The sequence below is a fragment of the Hahella sp. HN01 genome, assembly GCF_018986435.1.
GTDB lineage: Bacteria > Pseudomonadota > Gammaproteobacteria > Pseudomonadales > Oleiphilaceae > Hahella.
Genome location: NZ_JAHMIN010000039.1, coordinates 19,918 through 44,986 on the forward strand (window position 1 = coordinate 19,918; position 25,069 = coordinate 44,986).

Annotated in this window: 8 protein-coding genes; all 8 read right to left on the minus strand. The window is 59.2% G+C overall.

Annotation, left to right across the window (positions count from 1 at the left end):
* Positions 1–113 precede the first annotated feature (113 nt).
* The 8 genes from KP814_RS27005 to KP814_RS27040 all read right to left on the minus strand — a co-directional run bounded on the left by KP814_RS27005 (position 114) and on the right by KP814_RS27040 (position 25,042).
* Positions 114–3,260, minus strand: a complete 3,147-nt coding sequence (locus KP814_RS27005; protein WP_216739695.1) for an alpha/beta fold hydrolase — start codon at positions 3,258–3,260, stop codon at positions 114–116.
* On the minus strand, positions 3,250–10,302 hold the full coding sequence (locus tag KP814_RS27010) for an SDR family NAD(P)-dependent oxidoreductase (protein ID WP_216739696.1): 7,053 nt from the start codon (positions 10,300–10,302) through the stop codon (positions 3,250–3,252). Before KP814_RS27010 ends, KP814_RS27005 begins: the two co-directional genes overlap by 11 nt.
* A gap of 120 nt (positions 10,303–10,422) precedes the next feature.
* Entirely contained in the window at positions 10,423–10,977 is a 555-nt protein-coding gene (locus KP814_RS27015) for an isochorismatase family protein (RefSeq protein ID WP_216739697.1), read from the minus strand.
* Between the two features lie 12 nt (positions 10,978–10,989).
* On the minus strand, positions 10,990–12,408 hold the full coding sequence (locus KP814_RS27020; RefSeq protein WP_216739698.1) for an FAD-dependent oxidoreductase: 1,419 nt from the start codon (positions 12,406–12,408) through the stop codon (positions 10,990–10,992).
* An 18-nt stretch (positions 12,409–12,426) separates the two neighbouring features.
* Positions 12,427–13,338 (minus strand): ACP S-malonyltransferase, encoded by a 912-nt coding sequence (locus KP814_RS27025; RefSeq protein WP_253938666.1) that lies wholly within the window; start codon positions 13,336–13,338, stop codon positions 12,427–12,429.
* Positions 13,339–13,368: 30 nt separating this feature from the next.
* Positions 13,369–19,143 (minus strand): SDR family NAD(P)-dependent oxidoreductase, encoded by a 5,775-nt coding sequence (locus KP814_RS27030; RefSeq protein WP_216739699.1) that lies wholly within the window; start codon positions 19,141–19,143, stop codon positions 13,369–13,371.
* A 15-nt stretch (positions 19,144–19,158) separates the two neighbouring features.
* Positions 19,159–20,001, minus strand: coding sequence for a polyketide synthase dehydratase domain-containing protein (locus KP814_RS27035; protein ID WP_216739700.1), 843 nt, complete (start codon positions 19,999–20,001; stop codon positions 19,159–19,161).
* A complete protein-coding gene (locus KP814_RS27040; protein WP_216739701.1) occupies positions 19,985–25,042 on the minus strand; it encodes a beta-ketoacyl synthase N-terminal-like domain-containing protein in 5,058 nt (1,685 codons plus the stop codon). The genes KP814_RS27035 and KP814_RS27040 overlap by 17 nt, the downstream gene beginning before the upstream one ends.
* Between the last annotated feature and the right edge of the window lie 27 nt (positions 25,043–25,069).

Sequence of the window (25,069 nt, forward strand, 5' to 3'; positions counted from 1 at the left end):
TCTCGTACTGGAGCGCCCTAGGAGGACGCCCTATATTTTTCCCATTATTGGCTATTTGATTTGGCGCTTTATTGGCTTCTGAATCCTGGTCACTGCGCCGAAACGTCTTCGTCTTAACCGATAACCTCCCCATTGAGAAAGCGGAGTAATTGCGTATTAAAAAACCGGCTCGCAGTCAGGGGGATAAAATGTCCGTGTCCCTTCACGACCAGTTCGGCGGCCTGAGGAATGCGGCGTAACTGATCGAATGTGGCTTCATCGATAACGCAGTCGTTTTGTCCGTGCGTCAACAACACCGGCATAGCGATCCCGCCAAGGCGCGCAGTGACGTCGAAGCGCATCAGCGCGTCGTAGTAATAACGCAGCACGCTCATTGGCGCGCCGGCGCCCAGGCTGGCGACAATATCCTCCGCGCCGTCAAACACGATCTCCAGCATGTCGCGATGCGCCTTCAGTTCATCATGCAGGTCCAGCGTGTTGCCGAATACGTCCTCGCCGAAGCTCGGCGCGGTGCTGATCAAGGTCAGCGAACGCACTAGATCCGGGTTGTGAATGGCGATCAGACAGGACAGACATCCCCCCAGAGACCAGCCCACCAGATCGACGACGCCGCTGTTGAACTCCTGCTGAATAAAAACCGCCATGTCTTCCGCCAGTCTCTCCAACGAGAAAGCCGCGGCGTCGAAAGGACAGTCCTTATGGCCGGGATAGATCGGAATTAGCACCCGTCGCCCGGACTGAGTCAGGGCATTGATCTGCTGTGTCCAGGCCTCCGCGCTGGTGTTCAGAGGCGGCGCCAGGATAACGGGCCGCCCTTCCCCATAGCTCAGCCATTGCGCCATAGGGCCGGATGCGGTCGGAGACGCGCTTTCTTTCGGCGCTTTCGTTTCTCCTTTCTCCTCCACGACAGCCGCGCTATCAACTCCTGACGCGGCGCCTGACGCAGCAATGGCGGCGGCGAGATCCGCCAGGGTTGCATACTTGAACAAGTCGTGAGCCTGCAATCCGGGGCCGCGCTGTTGATAGGGGGCCAGCAGTTTCAGGGCGGACAGGGAATCCAGCCCCAGATCTTCAATTAAGACGTCCCTGGGCAGTTCATCCGGCGCAAACCCCAGCAGGTCTGACACCGCGGCGCGCAGCTCTTCTACAATGGCTTCGGTGGAAAGCGCCGAATCAGCCTGGGTGAACGCAGAAGCGTCGGCAGCTTGCTCGTCTTCCCGGTCATCAATCCAATAACGCTTGCCGTCAAACGGATACGCCGGCGCGTTGACGTCTGGATTCAGTGAGACGACCGCGTCCAATCGCCGCCGCACTTCCCCCTGCTCCCCCGACCGCCACAGCGTCATCAGGGCCAGTTTTTCCGTCGACAGGGTCAGTTCTCGCACGGCCAAAGGCGCATTTCGCAACGCTTCTCCGGCATCCAGCTCGTGCGTCAGTTGCGCCAGTGCGGATAGCAAATCTGACTTATTCGCGGCGATAACGACGCAGTGCTGTCCATAGCGGGGACGACGCAACAGCAATTGGCTGAGGTCATAAAGCGCATCCTCGGCCAATGTCCCGACTAGCTGACGAAGCCCCGCGATACTGGCGATCAGGCTGTGGCGACTCTGCGCCGAGAGGCAAAACGGCAGCGCCTCCCCTGTCCAGCGGTCATTCGATTTCCGCCTTACAGAGGGCATTTTCTGCAGTAATACATGGCCATTGGAACCAGTAAAACCAAAGGCGCTGACTGCGCACAAGGTTTTATCCTGCGGCCATGGCTGGGGTCCGAAATTCATGCGAAAGCCGGCGAAGTCGATCAGTGCATTGGTTTTGCGCAGAGGCGGAAACGGCGGAATCGTCTCGTGCCTGAAACTCAACAGCACCTTGATGACGCCGGCGAGCCCGGAGCACACCAGAGTGTGGCCGATAATCGGCTTCACCGCGCCTAATAGACAGTCGTAGTCCTTGCCGCTGTGTTTGAAAGCCTCGGTCAATCCGCGCATCTCAATAGGATCGCCCAAATGGGTGCCGGTGCCGTGGGTCTCCACATAAGCCAGCCGCTCGACATCCACCTCGTGACGACAATAGAGGTCGCGGATCAGCTTGCTTTGCGACTGGGCGTTGGGAGCCATTAAACCGTTGCTTTTGCCGTCATGATTCAAGCCCGTGGCGACAATCGCGCCGTAGACGCGAAGCCCCCGCGCTTTGGCTTCTCCGTAGCGCATCAGGATAATCGAGGCGCATCCCTCCGCAGGCGTGAAACCGTCCGCATCGTCGCTGAACGCCGCACAGCGCCCACTTGGCGACGACATGTTGGAGCGTTGCGCAAACTCAAACAGCTCCGGCGTGCTGAACACGGACGCCGCCGCCACGATCGCCGCGCCGCAATGGCCCGCCTGAATATTAAGGCAGGCTTCATGCAAGGCGCTCAGCGAAGAGGAGCAGGCGGTGTCCAGGGTCAGCGACGGCCCGTTAAAGTCATAGAAATAGGAGATCCTGCCGGACAGGGTCGAGGTGGCATTGCCAAGAAAGCTGTGGGTGCTGAACGCCTGTTCAGGGCGCCCCGCCACCACGAATTTATAGTCGCCGGGCAGACTGACTGCGAATACGCCGCACTGCAGCTCACGCAATTCGTCCAGTCCCAGGTAGCTGTCGTCAATGGCGTGCTGCGCGGACTGCATCAGCAGGCGTTGCTGCGGGTCCATGCATTTGGCTTCATTGGGAGAGATTTTGAAAAAGCCCGCGTCGAAGTGGTCGTAGTCGGGCAGAAAGCCTCCCACAAACTCCCCTGCTCCCTGACAAGGCCAACGCTCTGTCGCCGTGAGTTGGGAAGTCCCCTGCATGATCGCCCGCCAATATTCATCCAGGCCGTCGCAACCGGCGAACTGGGCCGCCATGCCCACGACGACAATGGCGTCATCCTGGATAATGGCGTCATCCTGGATGTCGTCTTGCGGATCTTCGCCCCTGGCCACCTGCGTGGCCTCACTCGACAGGTCCGCCTTCGTGGCCTCATTCGATGGCTCCAATGCCCCTGTTTGCGGCTTGTCCGCCAGCGCCTTGCTGACGCGGACGGCGAGCCCGTCGATGCTGATGCACTCGTAGATATCCGTCGGCGTGATCGCAATGTCGAAATGGCGGTTGATCAGCTTGCTCAGCTGCGCCGCCAGAATGGAGTCCACGCCGAGGGAGGCGACTTCCGCCGCCGTCTCAATATCGCCTGGGTCCGCTAATAGAGCCTCTGCAAACAGCGCGACAAGGCGCTCTTTAACTTCCATGATTCACCTCTTTCATCGCGGCGCTGTCCGCCGCCTGTTCAAACCAATAAGGCTTCGTATCGAAGACATATCCGGGCAAATGCAAACGACGATAATCGCCGTCCGCAAACAAGGGCGTCCAATCAATCAAGGCGCCCTGTTGATATTGCGCCTGAGCCTCCCGCATCGACGTCGTCCAGTCGTTTTTCGACAGGTCCGGCGTCCAGTGCGAAGTTTTGCCTGCGCACTTTTCCTGATGCGCGGCGTCAGTTCCGCGAATCTGCTCCGCCAGATCCGCAGAGGAGTGCGCGATCCAACTCAGGCGATAAGGAAACACTTCGCGCCCGGTGTTCAGAGTAAAAGCAATGTCCGCCAACCCGTGATCGGAGGTTTGCAGGCGGTCCCGTAATTGCTCCGCCATGCCCGCCAGGGAGTACGGCGTTTTGGCGCTGAGGGTCACCAGCCAGCAAGGCTTCTCCGACCGTTTGACGACTGGCGCAGGCTGCCCCTCTGACACAATGACATGCGCATTGGAGCCGCCAAATCCGAACGAACTGATCCCCGCCACTCTCGGGACCGCCGCCTCCCAGGCGCAATTCTCGGTCAGCAGGCGGAATGGGCCTTCGCTGAGGCGAATCATGGGGTTCAGGCGATGGAAATGGATATTCGCCGGCAGCCGCTGATGTTGAAGGCACAGCAGCACCTTCAGCAGCGACGCAATGCCCGCCGCAGGCTCCAGGTGCCCGATATTGGATTTCACCGCTCCCAGCGCAATGCTCTCCTCGCGCCGGTTCGGGGCCAGCGCGCGGAACGCCTGATGCAGGGCGTCGATTTCAATGGGATCACCCAGTTGCGTACCGGTGCCATGGGTCTCGATGTAACTGACCCGCTGCGCCAGTTCCGGCGTGTAGGCTTTCTGCAACAGCGCTGACTGCGCCTGTGGATTTGGCGCGGTCAACGAGTTTGCGCGCCCGCCATGGTTTTCCGCAGAGGCTTCAATCACGCCGTAAATGCTGTCGCCGTCACGCTGCGCATCCGCCAGACGCTTGATCACCACGCACCCTACGCCTTCCGCCCGTACATAGCCGTTGGCGCTGTCATCAAAGGTCGCGCAGTGGTAATCAGGCGACAGTACGCCCATGCTTTGCGCCGCGTCGCTGATGGCGGGGTCGATCAGCAGACTCACCGCGCCTACCAAGGCCACATCGCATTCGTTGCGCTGCAATGACATCACTCCGCGATTCACCGCCACCAGCGCGCTGGAGCAGGCGGTGTCGATAGTCTGGCTGGGTCCATTAAAGTTGAGCAGGTACGACACCCGGTTAGCCAGCATGGCATGGGCATTGCCGGTGGCGGCGTAGGGGTGCGAGCTTTGCCCCCAGGTCTGCAGCAGGGTCTGATAATCGTTGAACTGCACCCCGGCGAACACGCCAACATTACTCAGTAATGCCGGCGCGTACCCGGCGTCGGTCAGGGCGTTATAGCTGGTCTGTAAAAACAGGCGGTGTTGCGGGTCCATCAACATTGCTTCGCGGGCGGACAAACCGAAGAAGCGGGCGTCAAAACGCTCGATATCGTCAATGGTTCCCGCGTAATAGGATTTTTCTCCCCAACGCGCCACAGGGCGAATAGCGCTACGGTTTTCCGTCAGCAGTTCCCAGAATGCGTCCAGATCCGCCGCCCCCGGCAGGACGCCGCTCATGCCAATGATGGCGAAACGTTGCTCTGAATGCTTTTCCTCGGAATGCGCTTCTGCGAACATCTGCTTTGTCAGCGCAACAACGCCTGTTTGGAAAGACTCGCCGGACAACGCCGTTTTAGTCTGCGCAGCAGCGCCGTCCGATTCGTCGGCGTCCGCCAGGGTGGCGCCYTGCTGCTGCAGATATTCCGCCAGTCTCTGGATGTTGTTGTAGCTGAACAAGGCGTTTGGCGGAACCTGAGCGCCAAAGGTCTTGCCGATATCCTGCGCCAGGGTCTGCATCATGACGGAATTAAGACCCAGGTCGCCCCAGCTCTTATCCGCGCTGATATCCTCCTCCGAGAGCCTGGTTAAGGCTTCCACCAGACGAGTCAGTCCCGCCCGGATCTGCGCTTCGGAGGCGGCCTGTGAGATATTTTGACTGGCGTTATTAGCCTGCTGTCCGGAGTCCTGTTGCATGGAATCCTGAACTGCAGATGAGGTGAAATGCTCGCGAATCTTCTCCTGATCGCCCACCAGCCCCATGACCTGGTCATACTGATCGGGGACGCCGTTGATCCAGGTGATGAAAAGCCCCGCGCCCTGAGCCAGCGTCAACGGAACAAACCCGTAATGACGCCGCAGGTAATCCGCCAGAGAGCGATATTGATCCATCAGGTTTTCGCTATCCTGATCGTCGATCCACAGAGGCCAGTTGATGGATAGCGTATGGCCTTTGCGCGCCCCTTGTTTGACCCGACGATTGCGTTCCGCCGCAAACTCGTCAAGGAAACGATTGGCGGCGACATAATCGCACTGCCCCACATTGCCCATGATGCTGGACATGGAAGAAAACAGGCAGAAGAAATCCAGCTCCAGGTGGGCCGTGCAGCGATCCAGTTGCCGGGTTCCCGCCACCTTCGCCGCCATGACCGCGGAGAAGTCCGCCAGCGACTTGTTCTGCACCTGGGCGTCTTTCAATACGCCCGCGGACTGAATGACGCCATTTAAGCGACCGTACTTTTGCAGGACCTCGGCAATCAGGCGCTCCGCCTGAACCGGGTCGGCGATATCCGCCCGCTGGTAACTGATTTCGCCTTGCGGCCACTGCTGCAACCAGGCTTTCCGCTCTGGCGACAGGGCGGAGCGTCCGACCAGAATCACTTTGGCGTTGTAGTCCGCGTGCAGACGTCGGGCGATTTCTCTGCCGATCATGCCCATGCCGCCGCTGATCAGATACACGCCATCCTGACGCAAACGCGTTCCTTGAGACGGTTCAATGCAGGTCAGGCTACGCTCACTTTGTTCACCTTCCCGGCGTTCCACTTCCTTGAATTCGTCCCCGGTTTCGGCCTGTTCCGCCAACAGCCAGCGCCAGTCCTCCAACTCCCAGGACCCAGCGGGCTTGACGATCTGCGCCTGCCTGTAACGAACCGGGGTATTTTCCAGCGCCAGCACTCTGAAAACCCCGCCCATGGCGATGTTTTCAGGGGTCTGTCGGCTATCGCTGACATTTAATATTACGCAAGGGCGCGAACAGTCCTGCATCGCCTTCGCCAGGTTCAACGCCGACGCGTCGCTCCAGGAGACGTTACAGTTAATCCAATAAATCTCTTGCTGATTCAGTTCATTGGCGATGTAATCCAGCGCCTGGGTGAAATCCTCCAGGTGATCAGGCCGCAGGGTCAGGACGTCGTGCTGGAAACTCAACGCCGTTCCTGGACTGACGCGCAGAACCCGCGCGCCGTCGATCATCGACGGCAACGCCTGCTCTGACGGCGCCATCACCGCCACCAGCGGGATTGGCTTCAACAATGCTGGAGGGTCCCTGTGTCGCCATACCGGCGTCAACAATACCGCGGGCGTCGAGTCCGGCGTCGGCGCTAAACTTGGCGTGATTTGTTTAGCTGAATTAATCACCGCCGAAACGACTTCCGCCTGCAGCGTCGGCGCCCAGTAAACATCACGGGCGAACGGATACTTTGGAGCCCCTCGCAGCAGGGATTTCACTGGAAAGCTGCCAGCGAAGTCGACGCTGTCCCCTTGCAGGTAGGCGCGCATTAACGATGCAAATGCCCCGCTCGTCGGCCTGTTCGTTTCAGACGTATTTGCGCCTTCCAGTCTGTCGATCAATGCGGGAACTGACGCCACGACATAACATTCCCGCTCGGCGTGGTGTTGTCGAGCGCAGCACAGGGTGTAGCTCAGACTGTATAAGCTGACTTGCGATTGATCGCGCAAATACGCCGCCAGTTGCTGTTTCACCCGTCGCAGACCGCTGCGATTGGGCGCCGACAAGGCGATAAGAGTCTCCGATTGCGCCGGGATCGCAGCGGACTCACTCGCAAGATATTGCTGCAGAATAACGTGTCCGTTAGCGCCCCCCGCTCCAAACGAGCTGAGCCCGGCGAAGCGGGTGGCCGCTCCCGCCAGAGGCCAGGGCTGCTTCTCCCGCACCAGTTGAAAGCGGGTTTGTTCGATATTCAGATAGGGATTCTCAATGGCGCAATGCAGCGTGGGAGCAAGCTGCTCATGGGCGAACTGCTGGACCACCTTGAAGAGTCCCGCCATCGCGGCGGCGGACTCCAGATGCCCGATATTGCTTTTCACCGAGCCGAGGTAACAAGGCGCGTCCGCCCCCTCCAGATCAGCGCCATATGCGTTTTGCAACGCCTGCAGTTCAATGGGGTCGCCCAGGCTGGTGCCGGTGCCGTGGGCCTCGATGTAGTTAACCTGGGCGGGATTCACGCCGGACTTTCGCAAAGCGTCCTGAATCACCCGTTGCTGCGCCCGCGCTGACGGAACCGTAAAGCTGCTGGTTTTGCCGCCGGAATTAATCGCCGTGGCGCGTACGATGGCGTAAATCACGTCCTGATCGCGTATGGCGTCGGCGACAGTCTTCAACACCACTGCCGCAGCGCCTTCGCCGGGAACATAACCGTCCGCCTCCACGCCGAAAGCGTGACAATGTCCGCTGGCGCTGAGGAACTTGCCTTGCGACAGCAGCCGGTATTTGCCCGGGTGCGCCATGATATTCACGCCGCCGGCCAGGGCTATGCGGCACTCGCCCAGACGCAGGCTGTTGCACGCCATATGCAACGCGGTCAGAGATCCCGAGCACATGGTGTCCACGGTCAGGCTGGGGCCTTGCAGATCGAATGCATAAGATACGCGGTTGGCGATGGCGGCGAAGGAACTGCTCACGACCCTGCCGGGGGCGTTCATGTCCTGATAATGGCCGAACATGGCGGCGGCGAACACGCCCACCTCCTGGCTGGGGGAAACAAAGTACCCCGCGTCTTCCAGAGCATGGTAGCTGACTTGCAGAAAACGTCTTTCCTGAGGATCAAGCAGTTCTGCGTCCACCGGCGCAATGTTGAAAAAAGCTGGATCGAACTCCGCGACGCCCGGCATAAAACCGCCATGACGGCCGTAGGCGGCGTCCGCCTGCGCCGCGGAGGCGGAGTAATCCCGCCGCCAGTCCCAGCGATCTTGCGGGATGACGCGCACCGCGTCTTCGCCGTCCGCCAGAGACCGCCAGAACGCTTCCGGCGTCGCGCCATTGGGGAATTCCCCCGCCATGCCGATGATGGCGATGTCGTCGTCCCGATAAGCGTCCGTCGAGAGTTTGGGTTGGTTGGTCAACGTTGGTGCAGCGCCGCCGCCATGAGTTTTGACAAGCTCAGAGTTAGCCTCTTTGGCGTCAGGCGCTTTGTCTGTGGCGGCGATTTGCGCTTGTTCGGCAGGTGCTGTTTCCACTTGCTGGGACGCCGCAGCGCCGTCCGTGTCCGCCAGACAGGCGCATAGCAGCGGCTGCGCCCGCTCCATCAAATGCTCCGCCAGTTGCCTGATGGTGGAACACTCAAACAAGATAGCGCGACTGAGTTTGAAGTCGCCCTGGGGCGACAACTGCGCTGCAATGTCCGTGCTGATCTGAATGCTGGCGACGCTGTCGAGGCCTTTGTCCAGCAGGTTGTCATCATCCTTCAGCGTTTTTATTCCGCTATGGCGACGGAAGATTGCTTTCAGCCAGCGGCGCGTTTTTTCTTCCAATGCGCCCTGATCCATTGTCGATACAGGAGAGTCCGTGGACGCCTGAGATTGCGTCTCGCTCGCTGGAACCACTATGTCCGTGCGCAACGCCCCCATTCCTTCCGCTACGCCTTCATAGATCACCAGATGACGTTCTCCCGCGGCCAGGGCGGACAGCATACGTTCACAGGCCGGCTGCGGCTCCAGAGGGCGCAGCGCTGATTCGTCCGTCATTTGCATGCCCTGGGAGCGCCACAGGCCCCAGGCGAAGCTATACCAGTTGGGTAGCTGCTCCGACGCCAGTTCGACGAACTCATTGGCCGCCCCGTAGGCGCATTGCCCCACATTGCCGATGGTCGCGGTCAGGGAACTGAAGTTGACCACGTACTGCGGCCGGTAATCCTGCTGCAACGCCGCCAGATTCAACACCACGCCGACTTTGGCGAGCAGCGTCCTGTGCAGGCGCTCCGCATTCAGGTTGTGAAACAGACAGTCGTCCAGGGTTCCGGCCAGGTTAAACACCGCCTTGATAGCGCCGAATCCCTGCTCAATATGGGTGAAAGCCGCTTTCAGCACGCCATAGTCCGTGGCGTCGACGCGCAGGTAGCTTCTCACGCCATACGCCTTCAAGGTCTGCGTTAATGCGGCGTCAGGCGCTTTACGGCCCAATACGAATACATTCAGACGACGGGAGGATTGCAGTACGCGGATCAGTTCCTGACCCACGCCGCCAGCGCCGCCAATCAGCACGATATTGTCGCCATGGTTGAACGGGACGCCTCCGGCGTCACCCTGCCCGGCGGCGATCCAGGATTCCAAAGACAGGCCGGTCTCATCAAAACACAGGCGGCGTCCCGGCCAGGCGAGCGCAGCGGCGATACGACCGGATAAAGAAGCGCCAATGGGGCCAGAGGGAATACGTGCGGAAGTGAAAACACAACGGGGCATTTCCAGGCAGGCGGAGCGCGCCAGTCCGTCGAATAACGCGGTGAGCGCATCTTCCTGAGCATGAAATGACAGCAGACGCATTGGACGGTTTTGCGCGAATACCCAGCGCAGCAGCTCAAGGCTGCGACGACTACAGGACATCCAGCTCGCCTGAGTCAGCGACGCCAGGGGCTGATTGCGACCGACAATGACTGCAACGACGTCCCGACCACCGTCGATGCGAGCCAGCTCCGCCCGCATCGCCGCCTCATCCGCGACCTGATCCAGGCGCAGAACCGCCGCGCCCATATGGCGTGCGGCCTCCTCCGCCTCGGCGCTGTCCGTCGCCACCAGCACTCGCTCCGCCTGAATTTCGCCGTAGGGAGGCGCGGCGACCTCCGTCAATTGCCGTTTTAATATTTCCATTCAAACACCACTGTAAATATGCGTTGAGTCTTCCGTGTTGCTGCGCCGAAGCCTTCTACAGCCAAACCATCCCCATAGCGCCGCCAGCGACGCTATGTTTTCGCCCACAGTCAGGCGCGATTAACGAATGTAGCGCCCATCCAGATACTTCATCGCCAGATCCAGATAATTGGGGTATTCGGAATGCCGGATCAGCTCGAAGAAGAACATTTCCCGGGTGATCAGTTGCACGCCGTTTTGCTCAAGACGTCGCAGCGCCGCCTGATGGTCGGTTTGCGAGCGCGCTGAGCAGGTGTCCGCCAGCAGAAAGACTTCTTTGCCCTGGGCTTTCAAACGCAGCGCGGATTGCAGGATGCAGACGTGGGTTTCCGCCCCCGCCAGCACGTAATGGTCGCGTCTGGCGGCTTCCACTGAATGGGCGACGGCCTGTTCCTGCATGAAATCGAAGTGGGTTTTCTCTAAATATTCCGCCTCTCTGGCCACTTCGGTCAGAGACTGCGACAGCTTGCCTAACTTTTTGTGCTCGATGATCTGGGTGGGAACCTGCAGATCGCAACACATGTCCGCCAGCCAGCGGCAGTCGTTCAATAACTGGGTGCCGTTTTGCAGCAGCGGAATCAGTTCCAACTGCATATTGAAAATAACCACAGACGCTTTTTCTTTTTGTAACAACATTGTCCGACTCCTTTAAACCATTAAGTCCTTGATGAATTTGTGAGATTGTTCTTTGTGCAGGGATAGCGCCTTGGCCACTTTGAAGATCGCGTCGCCGACCCAGGAGGCGAATTTTTCCCCCGGCTTGTTGACGCCCATGATCTCCTTGATGACCTTGAACTGTACGTAGGCCAGCGTGTTGTCCCTGTAGGGGTAGGCGGCGCCCAGTCGATCCGCGATCACCATCGCCGAGACAATGGCGCCTTCGTGCCCGGTCAGGCTGGTGTCTGTGCCGCAGAACCAAAGATTATTGACGCCCTGAATCTCTTTGATGCGGGTCTTGCGATAGAAGTCCACGGGCCTGAGCTTGGGCAGCTTCCACGACCTTTCGCAGGCGATGCGCTCCGGCCTGATCTCCGCCTTTGGATCGAACGTGACCAACAGCGGCTTGTCCACGCCCCGATACGGCGGCAGCACGTTGTTGACCCGGGTCAACGTGCCGAATTGCGCCTCCGGCGCCGAGATATCGAAACTGTCCGGCATTTTGAACTGGCAATAGAGTCCTTCTCCCTGGGCGCTGATCCAACGTTCGTCATGATGCAGGTAGCTCTTCACGGGAACATGTTCGAAGCCGCCTAAAATCTCCTGATAGACGGTTTCCGTGGCGCCCAGCAAGGAGAGCGTCACATCCGCGTGGGTGGCGAATATCACCTGGTCGAAGCGCTGGCTCTTTCCGTTAAACTCCACGGTGACGCCTGAGGCGGACGGGGTGACGCGCTGTACCGGCGTATTCAGTTTCACCCGATCGCCCAGCTCCTGCTCGATGCGTTTCAGGTAGCCGTTTATTCCCCCCTTGGCTTTGCGCCAGTAACCAGGCGAAAAGAACGATAACAGATTCATGTTGAAGGAAATGGCGACGTACATCAGCGTGTAGTCCAGGGACGGCGCGTTACAGCCGGAATAAACCGTCATCAACGGCGCCAGCGCCTGATGTTTGAACGCCTCCGAATAGCCGTTCGCGTCCAGATACTGGCCGATGCTCATTTTCTTGTAGCGCTCGTCCCCGGAACTCAGCACGGCGGCCATATCCAGATGAAAGCGGTCAAATTCCTGCAGCAGCTCTTCGCCCAGCTCACCTTTGCCGTTGAGATTGTTCCAGAAGCGCCCTTCCCCGGGAAAATCCACATGCATGGTCAGCGGAGCCACATAACTGTCGACGCCGAAATGCGTCAGCAACGCGCACAAGTTAGGGGTCAGGCGCTCATTGAAATACTCCACGCCCATGTCGATATACTGCGTTCCCGTCTCGGTTTCGACAGGATGACTGTAGGCGTGGCCGCCCAGATAGTCGGCGGCTTCGAACAAGGTGACCTGATTGTCTTTACTGAGCAGCCACGCGGCCATTGCGCCGGCGCCGCCCCCGCCGATCACGGCGATGTTGCTTCCTTTCATATTGATTACCTCTATGGGTTAAGCCTGTGCGTGCGTCGCAACCGCATGCTGAATTTTTCCCTGCAGATTGGTAAGCACCCGTCCCGGCCCCAGTTCGACAAACTGCGCCTGCGGGTAGCGCCGCAACAGGCTCCGAATGGTCAGCGACCAGCGCACGGGTTTTACCAGCTGAAACGCCATTTCTTCGATGAGATGCTCGCCGCCAATGGCGCCGCCGCTGGTGCTGGAAATCACGGTTTTCTGCGGCGCTTTCAACTCAAGGCCCAGCAGAAAGTCAGTGAACTGCACCCGGCAGGGCTCCATATAACGGGAATGAAACGCCCCGCTGACCGGCAACGGCACACAGCGAAGCCCCTCCTTTTCCAGCAGTGGAGATAGCCGCCGCATGCGCTCTTCCTGGCCGCTCAACACCACCTGGCCCGGCGCGTTATCATTCGCCACATCGACATCAAAACAGTCGAGCTGAATCAGCTTTTCTCTTAACCTGTCGGCGCTGACGCCCAACACCGCCAACATGCCGCCGCCACGGATGGCCTGCATCAGCTCTCCGCGTTTGGCGACGATGCGAAGCCCGGTCATCAGATCGAACACTCCCGCTGCGAACAGCGCCGGAAACAGCCCCAGGCTGTGCCCGAGCAGACGTCCCTCAAAGGTGTTATGAAAGCGGCGGCCGGACTGACTCAGGTAGTCCAGGTAGGTCAGGCAGCACACAAAGTACAGCGCCGGCTGCGTATAGGCGGTCTGATTCAAACGCCCTTCCCGATCATGCAGGCACAGGTCGACGAGGGAGTAACCCAGGACCGCTTCCGCTTCCTGGCGCTGCGTCGGGTAGCGCTCGAACAAATCTTTTCCCATGCCCGGATGCTGCGATCCCTGGCCGGGGAACATCAGTATTTCCATGATTTCAACACTTCCATCGTTGTGATTCATCAGGCGGTTTCACTGCCGTTTGGACCGGCCTCAGCTAAGGTCAAACACTTCAAAACGAGGCTCCGGCCGCACTTGTCGAGGGCGCGTATCGACCTCGTCTTCCCCGTGTGGACGCACCACGACGGACACCATGTCATCCAGCATGATCAGCACCTCTCCCTGTCTGTCGGTGAAGTAGAAATCAAAGCGTCTGGCTTTGCTGGTCTGGGCAGTGGTTTTCTCCAGGCAATAGCCGTAAACCGCTTCGTTGTCCGGCAGCCGGTTCACCACCAGACGCCCCAGGTGATAAGGCATAAAGACAGCCGTTTCGCCATCGCCACTGCTCTCTGCCGCGCCCGCCGGCGCCAGAATCGCCAGTTGCAGGCCGGCGTCCAGCAGCGCCGGAGACACCAGGCGCCCCCAGTCGTGGTCGACCTGTAGAAACGCCCTGACCAGGCCCGGTCTGATCTGCGCCCAGCGAATGCCCTGCAGGGGCGCGCCGTAGTCATAACCGCGTTGCTGGAAGTCCCCATAAATTTCCGCCTGAGAGCGGCGGGGAGCGTTATCTATGTCTATCGCCTGCAATGGGTTTTCCACACCCAGGCGCGCCAATACGGTCGAGATATGTTGCGGAGTACTCTCGTCGCGGGTTCGCTCTGCGCTGCAATACTCGGTGAAGCCGCCGCGTCCGACGAAAAGTGTGCGGCCGCCCTCCTCGATCACCTCCACGTTGTGGGGGTCAGTGATCATGTCTTTCCACATAATGTTGGCGAAGCCGCCGTCATCGGCGCTTTCGCACAAAGTCGACAAGGTCCAGGCGGCGGGCGCCATGGTGCGACCGTTGATGCGGTGCGCCTGCGTCAACGAGTGGAAGCCCTTGAAGTTGGATTCAATCGAGTCAATCCAGTGACGATGGCGACTGAACACATACTCCGGGACCGCCGCCAGCCGGCGCTGCGGATAGACGTCGCGCCAGGGCAAATCATTTCCGGCTTCATACATGGCGGCGACGTTTTCAGCGTTATCGCGGGTCAGACGTTGTGGGGCCGCCTGTGGCGTTTGTCCCGATGTCCCTTTCTGTGACGCGACGCCTGTCATTTGCAGATCCCGCCCCAGTTGCTGAATCAGATCAGCCTGATCGCGGCACACCAGCGCCCGACGGAAGCGCTCGTGATCCCGCGCGCAGGCCAGCGTGTACGCCAGCGCATCCATATCCACCGGCCCCTTCTGCAGCCAATCGCGCAGGGCGTCGAGGGTCTGCTGCAGTCCCGCGCTGCTGTGATGTGACAGCGGAATGACATAAATCTCTTGCCTGGTTGGGCCTTGTGCAGCGTCGGTAATGGTTTCTGGCGAGGTTAACGCCTGCGCCACGCCCTGAATCACCACATGGGCGTTGCCGCCGCCGGCGCCGAAAGAACTGACGGCGGAAACCCTGGGGGCTGCGGCGTCCCATTCTCTCCGCTCTCTGTTCAGCAGGAACGGGGTCTGAGTGAAATCCAGATGGGGATTGAGCTGCTCAGCGTGCAGTGAGGGAACCCACTCGCCGTGGCGCATTTGCAGAACGGCCTTTAGCACGCCGCAAAGTCCCGCCGCCGATTCCAGGTGGCCCACGTTCGACTTCACCGAGCCCAGACGAATACTCTGCGGCGCGGCCGCCCCGTAGCTTTTGCTTAACGCGCGCAGTTCAATGGGGTCGCCCAGTTCCGTACCAGTGCCGTGCGCCTCCACATAGCCCACCTCCTGTGCGGAGACGCCGGCGGCTCGCAGCGCTTTGCCGATCAGCGCCGCCTGAGCCTCAGGATTGGGCGCGGTATAGCCGTTGGAGCGACCGCCGGCGTTGATGGCGGAGCCCTTGATGAAGGCGTACACGCGATCATTATCGCGAATGGCGTCCTCCGCCCGTTTCATCACCAGGCAGATTACGCCTTCGCCATCCACAAAACCGTCCGCATTGGCGCCAAACGGCTTGCACTGTTCGCTGCGGGACAGCATGTGCAGACCGCACAGCTGCTCGTAATGACGGGGATGAGTAATGAGGTTCACGCCGCCCACTACCGCCTGTTCGCAGTCGCCGTTTTTCAGCGCCTGACAGGCCAGATGCAATGCGGTGAGCGAGGCGGAGCACGCCGTGTCCACCGCCATGCTGGGGCCGCGCCAGTCAAAAAAGTAGGACGCGCGATTCGCCATCGACCAGAACAAAGAGGTCGCTGGCGCTGTGGACGCTTCTACCGGGGTGTGCCAGGCGTAATCGCCATTCATCACCCCCACGAACACCGCCGTGTCGCTGCCCGCCCATTGCTTGCGGGTATAACCCGCGTCCAGCATTGAGCGATAAGTCTGCTCTAGCATAATCCGCTCTTGCGGGTCCATTCTGGCGGCTTCGTTGGGCGTCAGATTGAAAAACACATGATCGAAGGCGTCCACGTCGTCAATAAATGCGCCGCGATTGGTGTAGCTGCCGCGACCGTTGAGAGGAGCATCCGTGAGGAATCCTTCCTGCTTCCAGCGTTCCGCCGGAATCACATCGGTGCAATCGCGACCCTGACGTAGATTTTCCCAAAAATGCGCTACATCCCGCGCCTTCGGCAATCGCGCCGACATGCCGATAATGGCGATATCGCCGGGACGCCATAACGATTTTTCTGGCGCGCCAGAGGATGATTGCGCATCCCGTTCAGGCTCATCGGCGCCACTACTGTCCGCATGTTGGCCTGTCTCAGAGGACTGGGCTGGCGTGCTATCTGATGTGGCCTCGTCTGAGGACGAAGTCGCCACCGTGGTCGCCAGATATTCCGCCAGTTGGCGCAGGCTGGGATATTCAAACAGCACCGTGGCGGGCAGATAGCCGAATATCTCCTTCAATGGACGAATCAGCTCCAGCGAAATAATAGAATCAACGCCGTATTCCTGAAACGGCGTATCCGCCTCCACATCCTCCGGCTCCATCATCATGGTGTCCGCAATGACCGTGCGAACCTGGTTCATGATTTCCGCCAAACTGTCCCGGCTCGGCGGCGTTTTTTCTACCACAGGAACCGCAACCGGCTCAGCGCTCGACTCCCCTTCACCCCAGGCCAGCCCGGAGATGAATATATGCTCCGCCAGCTGTCGGATAGTGGGATATTCAAACAGGATCGTGGCGGGCAAATATCCCGTTTTCTCTTTGATCGGCTTCAACAGCTCCATAGAGATCAGCGAGTCGACGCCCATTTCACTGAAAGGCATATCGCGCTCGATTTCACTGGGATCAAATTGCAGCACTTCGGCGATAACCTGCTGCAAAAACGCTTCAATAGACGCCTGACTGGCGACCCCAACCTGGGACACAGTTTGCGCCGCCGCACTGCCTTGAGATGGCTCTATGGGGACAGCTTCCGCCTGGGGCGCAGTGTTTTCGGACACAGCGCCTTGCTGCGCGGCAGCTCCGGCGAAGCCGACGATAACTTGCTGATCTTCGCCGCCATGGGCGTCCACGCCCTGGAATCCCGCCTGCACAATCAAACGCCGCCAGCTATCGCCGGACAGCAAAGGACTGTTGGGAATGCGATACGCGTCCTGACTCAGCCACCAGCCGTCCGTCAGGCCGAAGGTCAACGTCGCGTAATCCTGGCAGGAAGTGATTTCGTTGAGCACGAATACGCCGTCGTCACGCAGCAGGCGACGCACCTGGCGCAAGGTTTCCGGCAGGTCCGAGGTGGCGTGGATGACGTTGGTGGCGATGACCACATCGAAGGGTTCTTCGAACGCAGGCGGCTTCTCGATATTGCAGATTTTGTATTCTACAAAGGGGTAGTCAGCGAACCGGCGCCTGGCCTTGTTCAAAAACGCGAAAGACAGATCGGTAAAGGTGTAGCTCACATTGTCCGGGGCCAGTTCCGGCAGCACAAACTGGGTGGTGCTGCCGGTGCCGGCGCCGATTTCGATAATACGCAGAGGGCGTCCCGCGCGGGCCTTTTGCAAGTTGGCGACGATCCTCGCCACGACCTGGTTAAAGTAGTCCGCAATGGGATTGTCCCGGTATACCGGTTCAACCAGCTCAAAGCCGCCATCGGGGAAAATCACGCTCAGTGGGTTGGTCTCCCCGCGCAAAATAGCGGGCAGATTCTCAATACATTGATCCAGCAGGCGGATATGCCCTTGCAGCTCTGGATAGCGGCGTATCACTTCCTCGCGTTGCGGGGAATGTCCCGCCCTGATGCTACGGAGCGCCGCCGCCAGCTTGCCGAACTTCGGCGCAATGATTTCCGGCATAGGCGTCTGGCTCAAGCGCCAGCGCGCATACTCCTGCAAGGCGGCGGACATCGCCTCGTTGCGGGCGACTAACGGGTCCTGCGTGCGATACGCCGGGATCAAGTCATCGCCGGTTGCTGGAGCGGCAGGCGCCTGGTCCTTGAGTTGGGGAGGCGTTTGAGTCGTTACGTTTTTAGCCATTGCCTCTTGAAGTGCGGCATGAGGAGCGATATTCAGGCGTTTCAACGCCAGATCAGACGCTTTCACCACAGTGATTTGTCTGCGCTCGGTCACCAGAAAACGCTCAATAACGGCGAGGCCCTCGTCCACTTCGATAGAGCCGATTTGCAGCTTTTTCATGCGCTCGCGATAGTGCTCCGAGGCCACGACGCCCACCGAGCCCCAAAAGCCCCAGTTGATGACCTTGCTGTTGATCATCAGTCCGTTGTGCAATAAATCCGCGAAGGCGTCTTTGGCCACGCAGGCGGCGGTGTAGTTGCCCTGACCCGGATTGGCGATATAGGACTGAATGGAAGAGAAAAACAGGCAGAAATCCAGCGTTCGTCCCTTCAACGCCCGCGCCAGATTGTAGGCGCCGTGAACTTTCGGCCGCAGCACATTGAACAGGGTCTGCTCGGACATCGCCGCCAGAGACGCATCCTCCAGCACCAGAGCGGAATGCACCACGCCATGAATCACGGCGTACTGGTCCAACACGGCCTGCAATGCGGCGCGGTCGCTGAGATCGACGGAGTGATAATGCGCCTCAACGGCGCCCAGATCGCGCAGTCGCATCAGCAGGTCGTTCGCCTCAGACCGACGTCCGAGGATAACCAGTTTCGCCTGATAGCGGACGGCCAGATATTCCGCCAGCTTGCCGCCCAATCCGCCGGCGCCGCCGAGAATCACATAGGTTCCCTGCTGACGAAAAGCAGATTGGACAGGCCATGGACTCAAGGTCGTCGGCTGCATCTCGGCGACGCCGTAGCGTCCCTCGGCGATACAGACCGGCGTTCCGGGCAGCGTCGGAAGCGATATGCGCAACAGGTCTTGCAGCGCGTCCGCCGTCAGCTTTTGCAGCGAGAAACTGCGTACAATCCATTCCGGACGCTCCTTGGCCAGCGTCTGCGCCAGCCCCACGTAGACGCCGTCCACAGGATGGGTGACGCTCTCAAACAACGGGCTGGCGACGGCTTTGTCCGTAAATACGTCCAGCTTGACCGCAGGCTTGTCGCCCAGCGCTTTCAGCAGATGGAAAAAGGCGCTGATGTCTTCATCCGGCACGGCGGCGCGCCAGGGAGTACGGGTTACGAAACATAGACGCAAAGTGGCGGAGCCCGCGACGGCACGCGCCAAATCATCAATGGACTGAGGAGTTAGCAGACGCACGTCAGCCTGGGGCAAACGGTCAGCGATTTCCTGGCGCAACGCCGCTTGCGACGGTGGAACAATAATGATCCGGGGCTCCACCTCTTGCGCCTTCTCTTGCTCCGTCTCTTGCTCTGCCGTGGACACCGCCGGTAAAGGCAGAATTTTCCATGCGGGAGAAAATACCAGCGAATCGATAGCCGTTTGAGAAATTCCGGCAAATTCCATATCCCTCATACTCCTTTATTGTAAATGTGATGGTTTGACGCCCAGGTCAAAAACAGACAGCAAGGGGGTGTAGGTTTCGTCAAAAATAGTGAGGTTGGTGCGAAACGGAGACAGTTTTTCCGTTAGCACGAAGGCGCTGCCCAGGGCCTGATCGGGCAGCGCTCGATGCAAGGTCAGCCGGCCCAGGGAATACGGCATCAGACTCTCCCGGCGTTCGCCGATGGAAATCGCCATGCCCGCCTGAAACGCACAGTCCAGCAGGCTGGCCCAGCCCAAAAAAACGCCGTCGTAATTACTGAGCCAGGACAGCGCCTTGTTGGACAGACGTTGCACATAGCTGATGCGTTGAAAGTAAGGGCCGTAGACGATCCCCATGTCGGCGAAGGCGGCGTAAACCTCGCTTCGCGGAAAGTGATCCCGGGTCTCAGCGCCGACCTGACTGCGTACGCACAACGGCGTCGCCAGAGGATCAGCGCGCCCGGATACCGCCTGCGCATTCAAAACACCGCCGCCGCACATCTCTCCCCCATGTTCTATGCGGAACTCAATGCGCGTCGGGCTGATCGACGCCAGTTGCACGTCGATCTCCGTCTCAGGCGTATTGGCGAGAACGGGCCGCAGCCAGACCACTTCGTCGACAAATCCGGTTGTGAAATCCGGCCGCGCCCTGGCGACGGCGCTCAAGGCCAGCTCCAGGTACACCACCCCAGGCAGGACTTTCCAGCCGCGCACGCGATGATGCGAAAAATAAGGGTGATCGTCTCTCAGGCTGACGCGGAATCCATCACCGGTTGGCAGGCTGCGCCAATGTCCTTCTGTATCGAAAAAAGAGTCTCTGGCTCTAATGCTTGCGCTCATAATCTGTCTCGCCATCCTTAGCTGTTGTCGTTACCTGCGCCAATCCTGTTTGCTGTTTGGCGTACCGCCCGGTCTGGTTCTTGGCGTACCAATAGTCGCGTTCGTCGAACGCATAGGTCGGCAGCCTCATTTTGCCGGCGCCGGCGCCCTCATACAGACGCAGCCAGTCGATATGGCGTCCTTGTAGAAAATTCGATCGCACCTGCGCCAGATAATCTGGATCGTCCAGCGTTCCGGGATAGGTCGCCTCGTCTGGAGCCAGGCCTTGATTATCCTGACTTTGTTCATTCAGGGATTGACCGTGTCGAGGCGCATGCACGCCAACATGGCCGGAATGGAGTTGCGTCAGCAATTCGTCCGCGCCGCTCACCAGCCAGGCGTGGCGATACTCAAAATGCTCGCGCCCGCAGCTCAACGTGAAAGCCAGATCAAGCAAGCCGCTCTCCCCGAGTTCCGCGCGACGTTCGGCCACGAAACGCGCCAGCGCCGCCATACTTTTCTGCAACGCGCTTTCGGTACGGGCGGAAATGGGAATCAGGTATTGGTCAGGGTGATTGACCGAACGCCGCTCCCGCCGCGGAGGCGCGGACAAGACAACATGGGCGTTGGCGCCGCCGAAACCAAAGGAGCTGACGCCCGCCGTCAATGGCTGTTCGCTGCGCCAGGGAATACTGTCCGCCAACACCTGAAACGGTGATGATGACAGATCGATCTCCGGGTTCAGTTGCTGAAAATGCAGATTGGCGGGCAGTTGTTCGTACTCGAAGGCCTTGATGACTTTCACCACTGACGCCACGCCCGCCGCCGGCTCCAGATGGCCGATGTTGGATTTGACCGCGCCCAGCCAGACGGTTTGAGTCGCTTCGCCATTAGTGCGTTCCCGCAAGGCGCGTTTCAGCGCCGCCACTTCAATGGGGTCGCCCAGGCGGGTGCCTGTGCCATGGGTTTCGATATAGCTGACCCGCTGCGCCAGTTCCGGCGTGTAAGCGTCCAGCAACAGGCGATATTGCGCGTTGGGATTCGGCGCCGTCAGCGAGTTGGCTTTGCCGCCGTGATTTTCCGCCACACTTTCAATGACGGCGTGAATGAGGTCTCCGTCCGCCTGCGCGTCCTGCAAGCGTTTCACCATAAAACAGCCCACGCCTTCCCCTCTCACATAGCCATTGGCGCTGGCGTCAAAAGTGGCGCAGCGGCTGTCCGGGGACATAAAACGCCCCGCCTCCAATCCTTCGTTGATCTGCGCATCCAGAATCAGATTGACGCCTCCCACCATGGCGGCGTCGCAGGCCTGGGCTTGCAGATCCCGACAGGCCTTCACTAGCGCCGTCAGCACGCCGGAGCAGGCCGTATCCAGAGTAAAGGACGGGCCATTCCAGTCAAAGAAGGCGGAAATACGATTGGCCAGGATGCTCAGTGAGTGTCCCGACAAGGAGTACGGCGTCTGTTTTTCGCCGTCGCGAGCCTGCAGTAAGGCATAGTCGCTGCCGGTGGCCGCCATATAGCATCCGATGCGGCCGCCAGCCAATTGAGATGGCGCATAGCCTGCGTCTTCCAATGTTCTCCAGGCGGCCTGCAGCAATAACCGCTGGCGCGGGTCCATCCTGGTGGCTTCCAGGGGAGAAATGGAGAAAAAGCGCGCGTCAAATCCTCTGACCGAAGAAATGAAACCGGCTCGGTAGCCCGGCAAAGAGCGGTCCGCCGGAGCCTCGGAGATACAATCCTTACGATCCAATAAGGCGCGCCAGAAACTTTCCGCATCGTCTCCGCCCGGCAAGGTGGCCGACATGCCGACAATCGCCAATCGGTCGTCTCCGTTGCCGTCACGACGACGGTCAACGCTTCGCTCTTGCGATCTGGCGATCCGCTCCGGGGATTGACGTTGACGGATAGCTCCGGCCACCTCATTGATGGTGTTGAACTGATAGAACTCGTAGCTGCGAAACGCAATGTCGAAGCGCTGCTGAATCGCGGCGGCCAGCAGGTTGTAACTGATGGAGTTCAGACCCAGCCACCCAAGAGGCTGATCAAGATCGAGGGCGCAGACATCCAGCGTATCCAGCAGAATGCGCTGGATCTCCTGCTGAATTCCCTGCTCCTGCGGAACCGCCGCTGGCTGCGCTGACGAGGCTGACAACGTCTGAGTTCTAAGGGGTAAATCCGTCATCGCGGCTTCGCTCAGGAGTTTGACGTCCGCTTTGCCGTTGGCAGTTAGCGGAATACGGCTCAAACGATGCAGCGCTTTCGGCGTCATGTAATACGGCAAAGCGCGTCGACACCATTGCATGGCTGCGTCGACGTCCAATGTGCTGCTCTCAGGGGCCCAGACAAAGCAGCACAGATGCGCTTCCGGCGTGCGCCTGACCACGGTGAAAACGGCGGCGTCCGGGGCGAATTCTTTCAGGCGGTGACTCACCTCGCCGGTATCGACCCGATAGCCGTTCACTTTGTACTGACTGTCCCGGCGGCCGACGTATTCAATGTCCTGATGGGACAGGTAATGCACGATGTCGCCGGTTTTGTAGGCGCGCACGCCATTCGGCAAAGTGACAAAAGCCCGCTCTGAGGGCGCGTTCAAATAGCCTTTGCCAACGCATTCGCCCGCGATCGTCAGTTCGCCCTGCATTCCCGGCGCTACGGAGTCACCCTGCGCATCCAGTATGTAGTAGTCAGTGTTGAACACCGGTTGCCCCAAAGGAATCCGTTCCGCTTCCGTCACCCGGCGGCAGCTGGCCCAGATCGTCGCCTCAGTGGGACCATACATGTTGTATAGCTGTCCAGTCTGTTGCAGCAGGTATTGCGCCAGTTCTTTATCCAGAGCTTCGCCGCCGCACAGAATGGTCAATTCGCCGTCGGCGCGCCAACCCGCCTGTTGCAGCATACGCCAGGTTGACGGGGTCGCCTGCGCGACGTCCGCCCGCCGTTGATTGAGCGCAGCCCCCAGCAATTCAGCGCTCATGCGGACCTGATCGGAGACGATATGCAGCTCACCGCCGCACATCAGCGGCAATAGCAATTCAAGGATGGAAATGTCAAAACTGACAGGCGTCAGGGCGAGCATCCGTTCGCCAGCCTGAAACCCCGGCGAGGCCTGCATCGACAGGAGAAAGTTCGCCAGATTGCGTTCACTGATCACCACGCCTTTGGGCCTGCCGGTGGACCCGGAGGTGAACATCACGTAGGCGGTGGCGTCGGGGTTCGCGTCCTCCGCCAATGGCTGCTCAAGACCCTCTGCTCCACTGGCGGACTCTGTGATCACCAGAGCGAGTGCAGCGTCGACATTGATGATCGTCGCGTCGGGAAACAACGTTTCCGCTCTGGCGCGCGTGCGCTCATCCACCAATAGGACGCCGACATTGGCCACATCCATCATGTAGCTGAGCCGTTCATCCGGCAGCAGCGGGTCCATGGGCGTGAAAGCGCGCTGAGACGCCAGGGCGCTCAGATAGGCCACTGGCAACGCCGCCGACCGCTCCAGAAACACGCCTATGCTGATGCGCCCAGCAGAGACATTCGTCGAGCCATTTGTAGAGACATCCAGATGCGTCTTGATTTCGCTATACAGAAGACCGACGGCGGCGCAGGTTTGACGATAAGTCAGACTCGTCCGCTCATCACTGATTGCAGGCGCATTGGCGTGCTGTTTACCAGCCTGGGCCACCCTCGCCAGAATGCGCGCATGCGGCGCAGCCTCGTTGCGTTCGCCGCAGATAACTGGCGCCAAAGGCTGACTGATACTGCATTCACGCAGTGCACGCTCAGGCGATGCGGCGATAAAAGTCGCGACCTTGATAAAGTTATCCGCCAGCGTCGTCAGGGTTTCCCGCGCCAGAAAGCGGGATGATGAATCGAAAGACAAAAACAGCTGATCGCCGTCGCTGCTGAAGTTGATGGTGAGATCATTCTGACCTCCGGTATCCGGGCGTTCGGTCAACTCCACATTGCATCCCGTCAACACCGGAGCGGCATAAGGCACGAGTCCGTCAGAGGCGTTCACCACCAGATTAAACAAACGGCCGCCATGATTGGCGCGCGGGTCCGCCCATTCAACCAACTGCAGCGCGGGCGTATGTTGATGCGGGCGTACAGCCTGTCGCGCCTGTTTGACGCAAGAGAGCAATGTCGCGCCGGCTTGATCGGGGTTAACCTTGACGAACAGCGGAATCAGGTTGGTGAAGCAGCCATAGGCTTGCGGCTCGCTCCGACAATTGACCGTATGAGCGATAGTAACAGGCGCTTCATCCTGATCTTCCGTCGCTGAATACAGTCTTATGACAGCAGCGGTAACCGCGACGACGAACTGAAACAAAGTGAGGTCACGCTGTTCCAACAGGGAGCCGATTGCAACGACGCCCTCTCCCTCTGATGTCGTTTTCTCCGTCAGCGTAGGCTTGGCCAATGTACGTTTGATAGGCCATGTACGCTTGACCGAGAGATACACGCCTTTCTCTTTTGGCGTTTTGAAACAGAATGGCAGCGGCTGCGACAGACGCGCGCCTTGCAAGCCCGCCTTCCAATAATCAACGGACGTCTCTTTAACCGGCGTTTCGCCGATTTGCAGGAACGATATGTCCGCGTCTTCCCTGGCCTCACCAGCCAGGCTTTCCCGACGATTCCAACAGTCAGACAATGTATTTATAAAAGGTTGATAACACTCGCCGTCAAAGACTAAATGACTAAACTCTAATTTCAGGTCAGTGATCTTTTCGTCTTCAATAAAGCAAGTAAATCTGAATAACTTATCGCCGGCCGGATCAATAGGCTCTGATTGCGTCCATTGCGATTTATCAGTGACGATATCCACCACTTTTTCCGGCAATCTATTATCGCCAACTAAAAGCGCATCGCCCCTTTCTAAAAAGTAACTTAACAGGCCGTTAAATCCTTTTAAAAGCGTCGCTTTTAAAATGGCATTCAATACCTGAAACTCAATATTTCCGGCTACTTTAAACTGGTACTTTAGTGTCAGACCGGGGTCGTCAGGGTTACGTCGATAGCGCAGCCACTGAAACTGTTCATAACGGGTTGCCTTACGTAATTTCATGAAACTTTCTCAAGCATTAAAATCCCT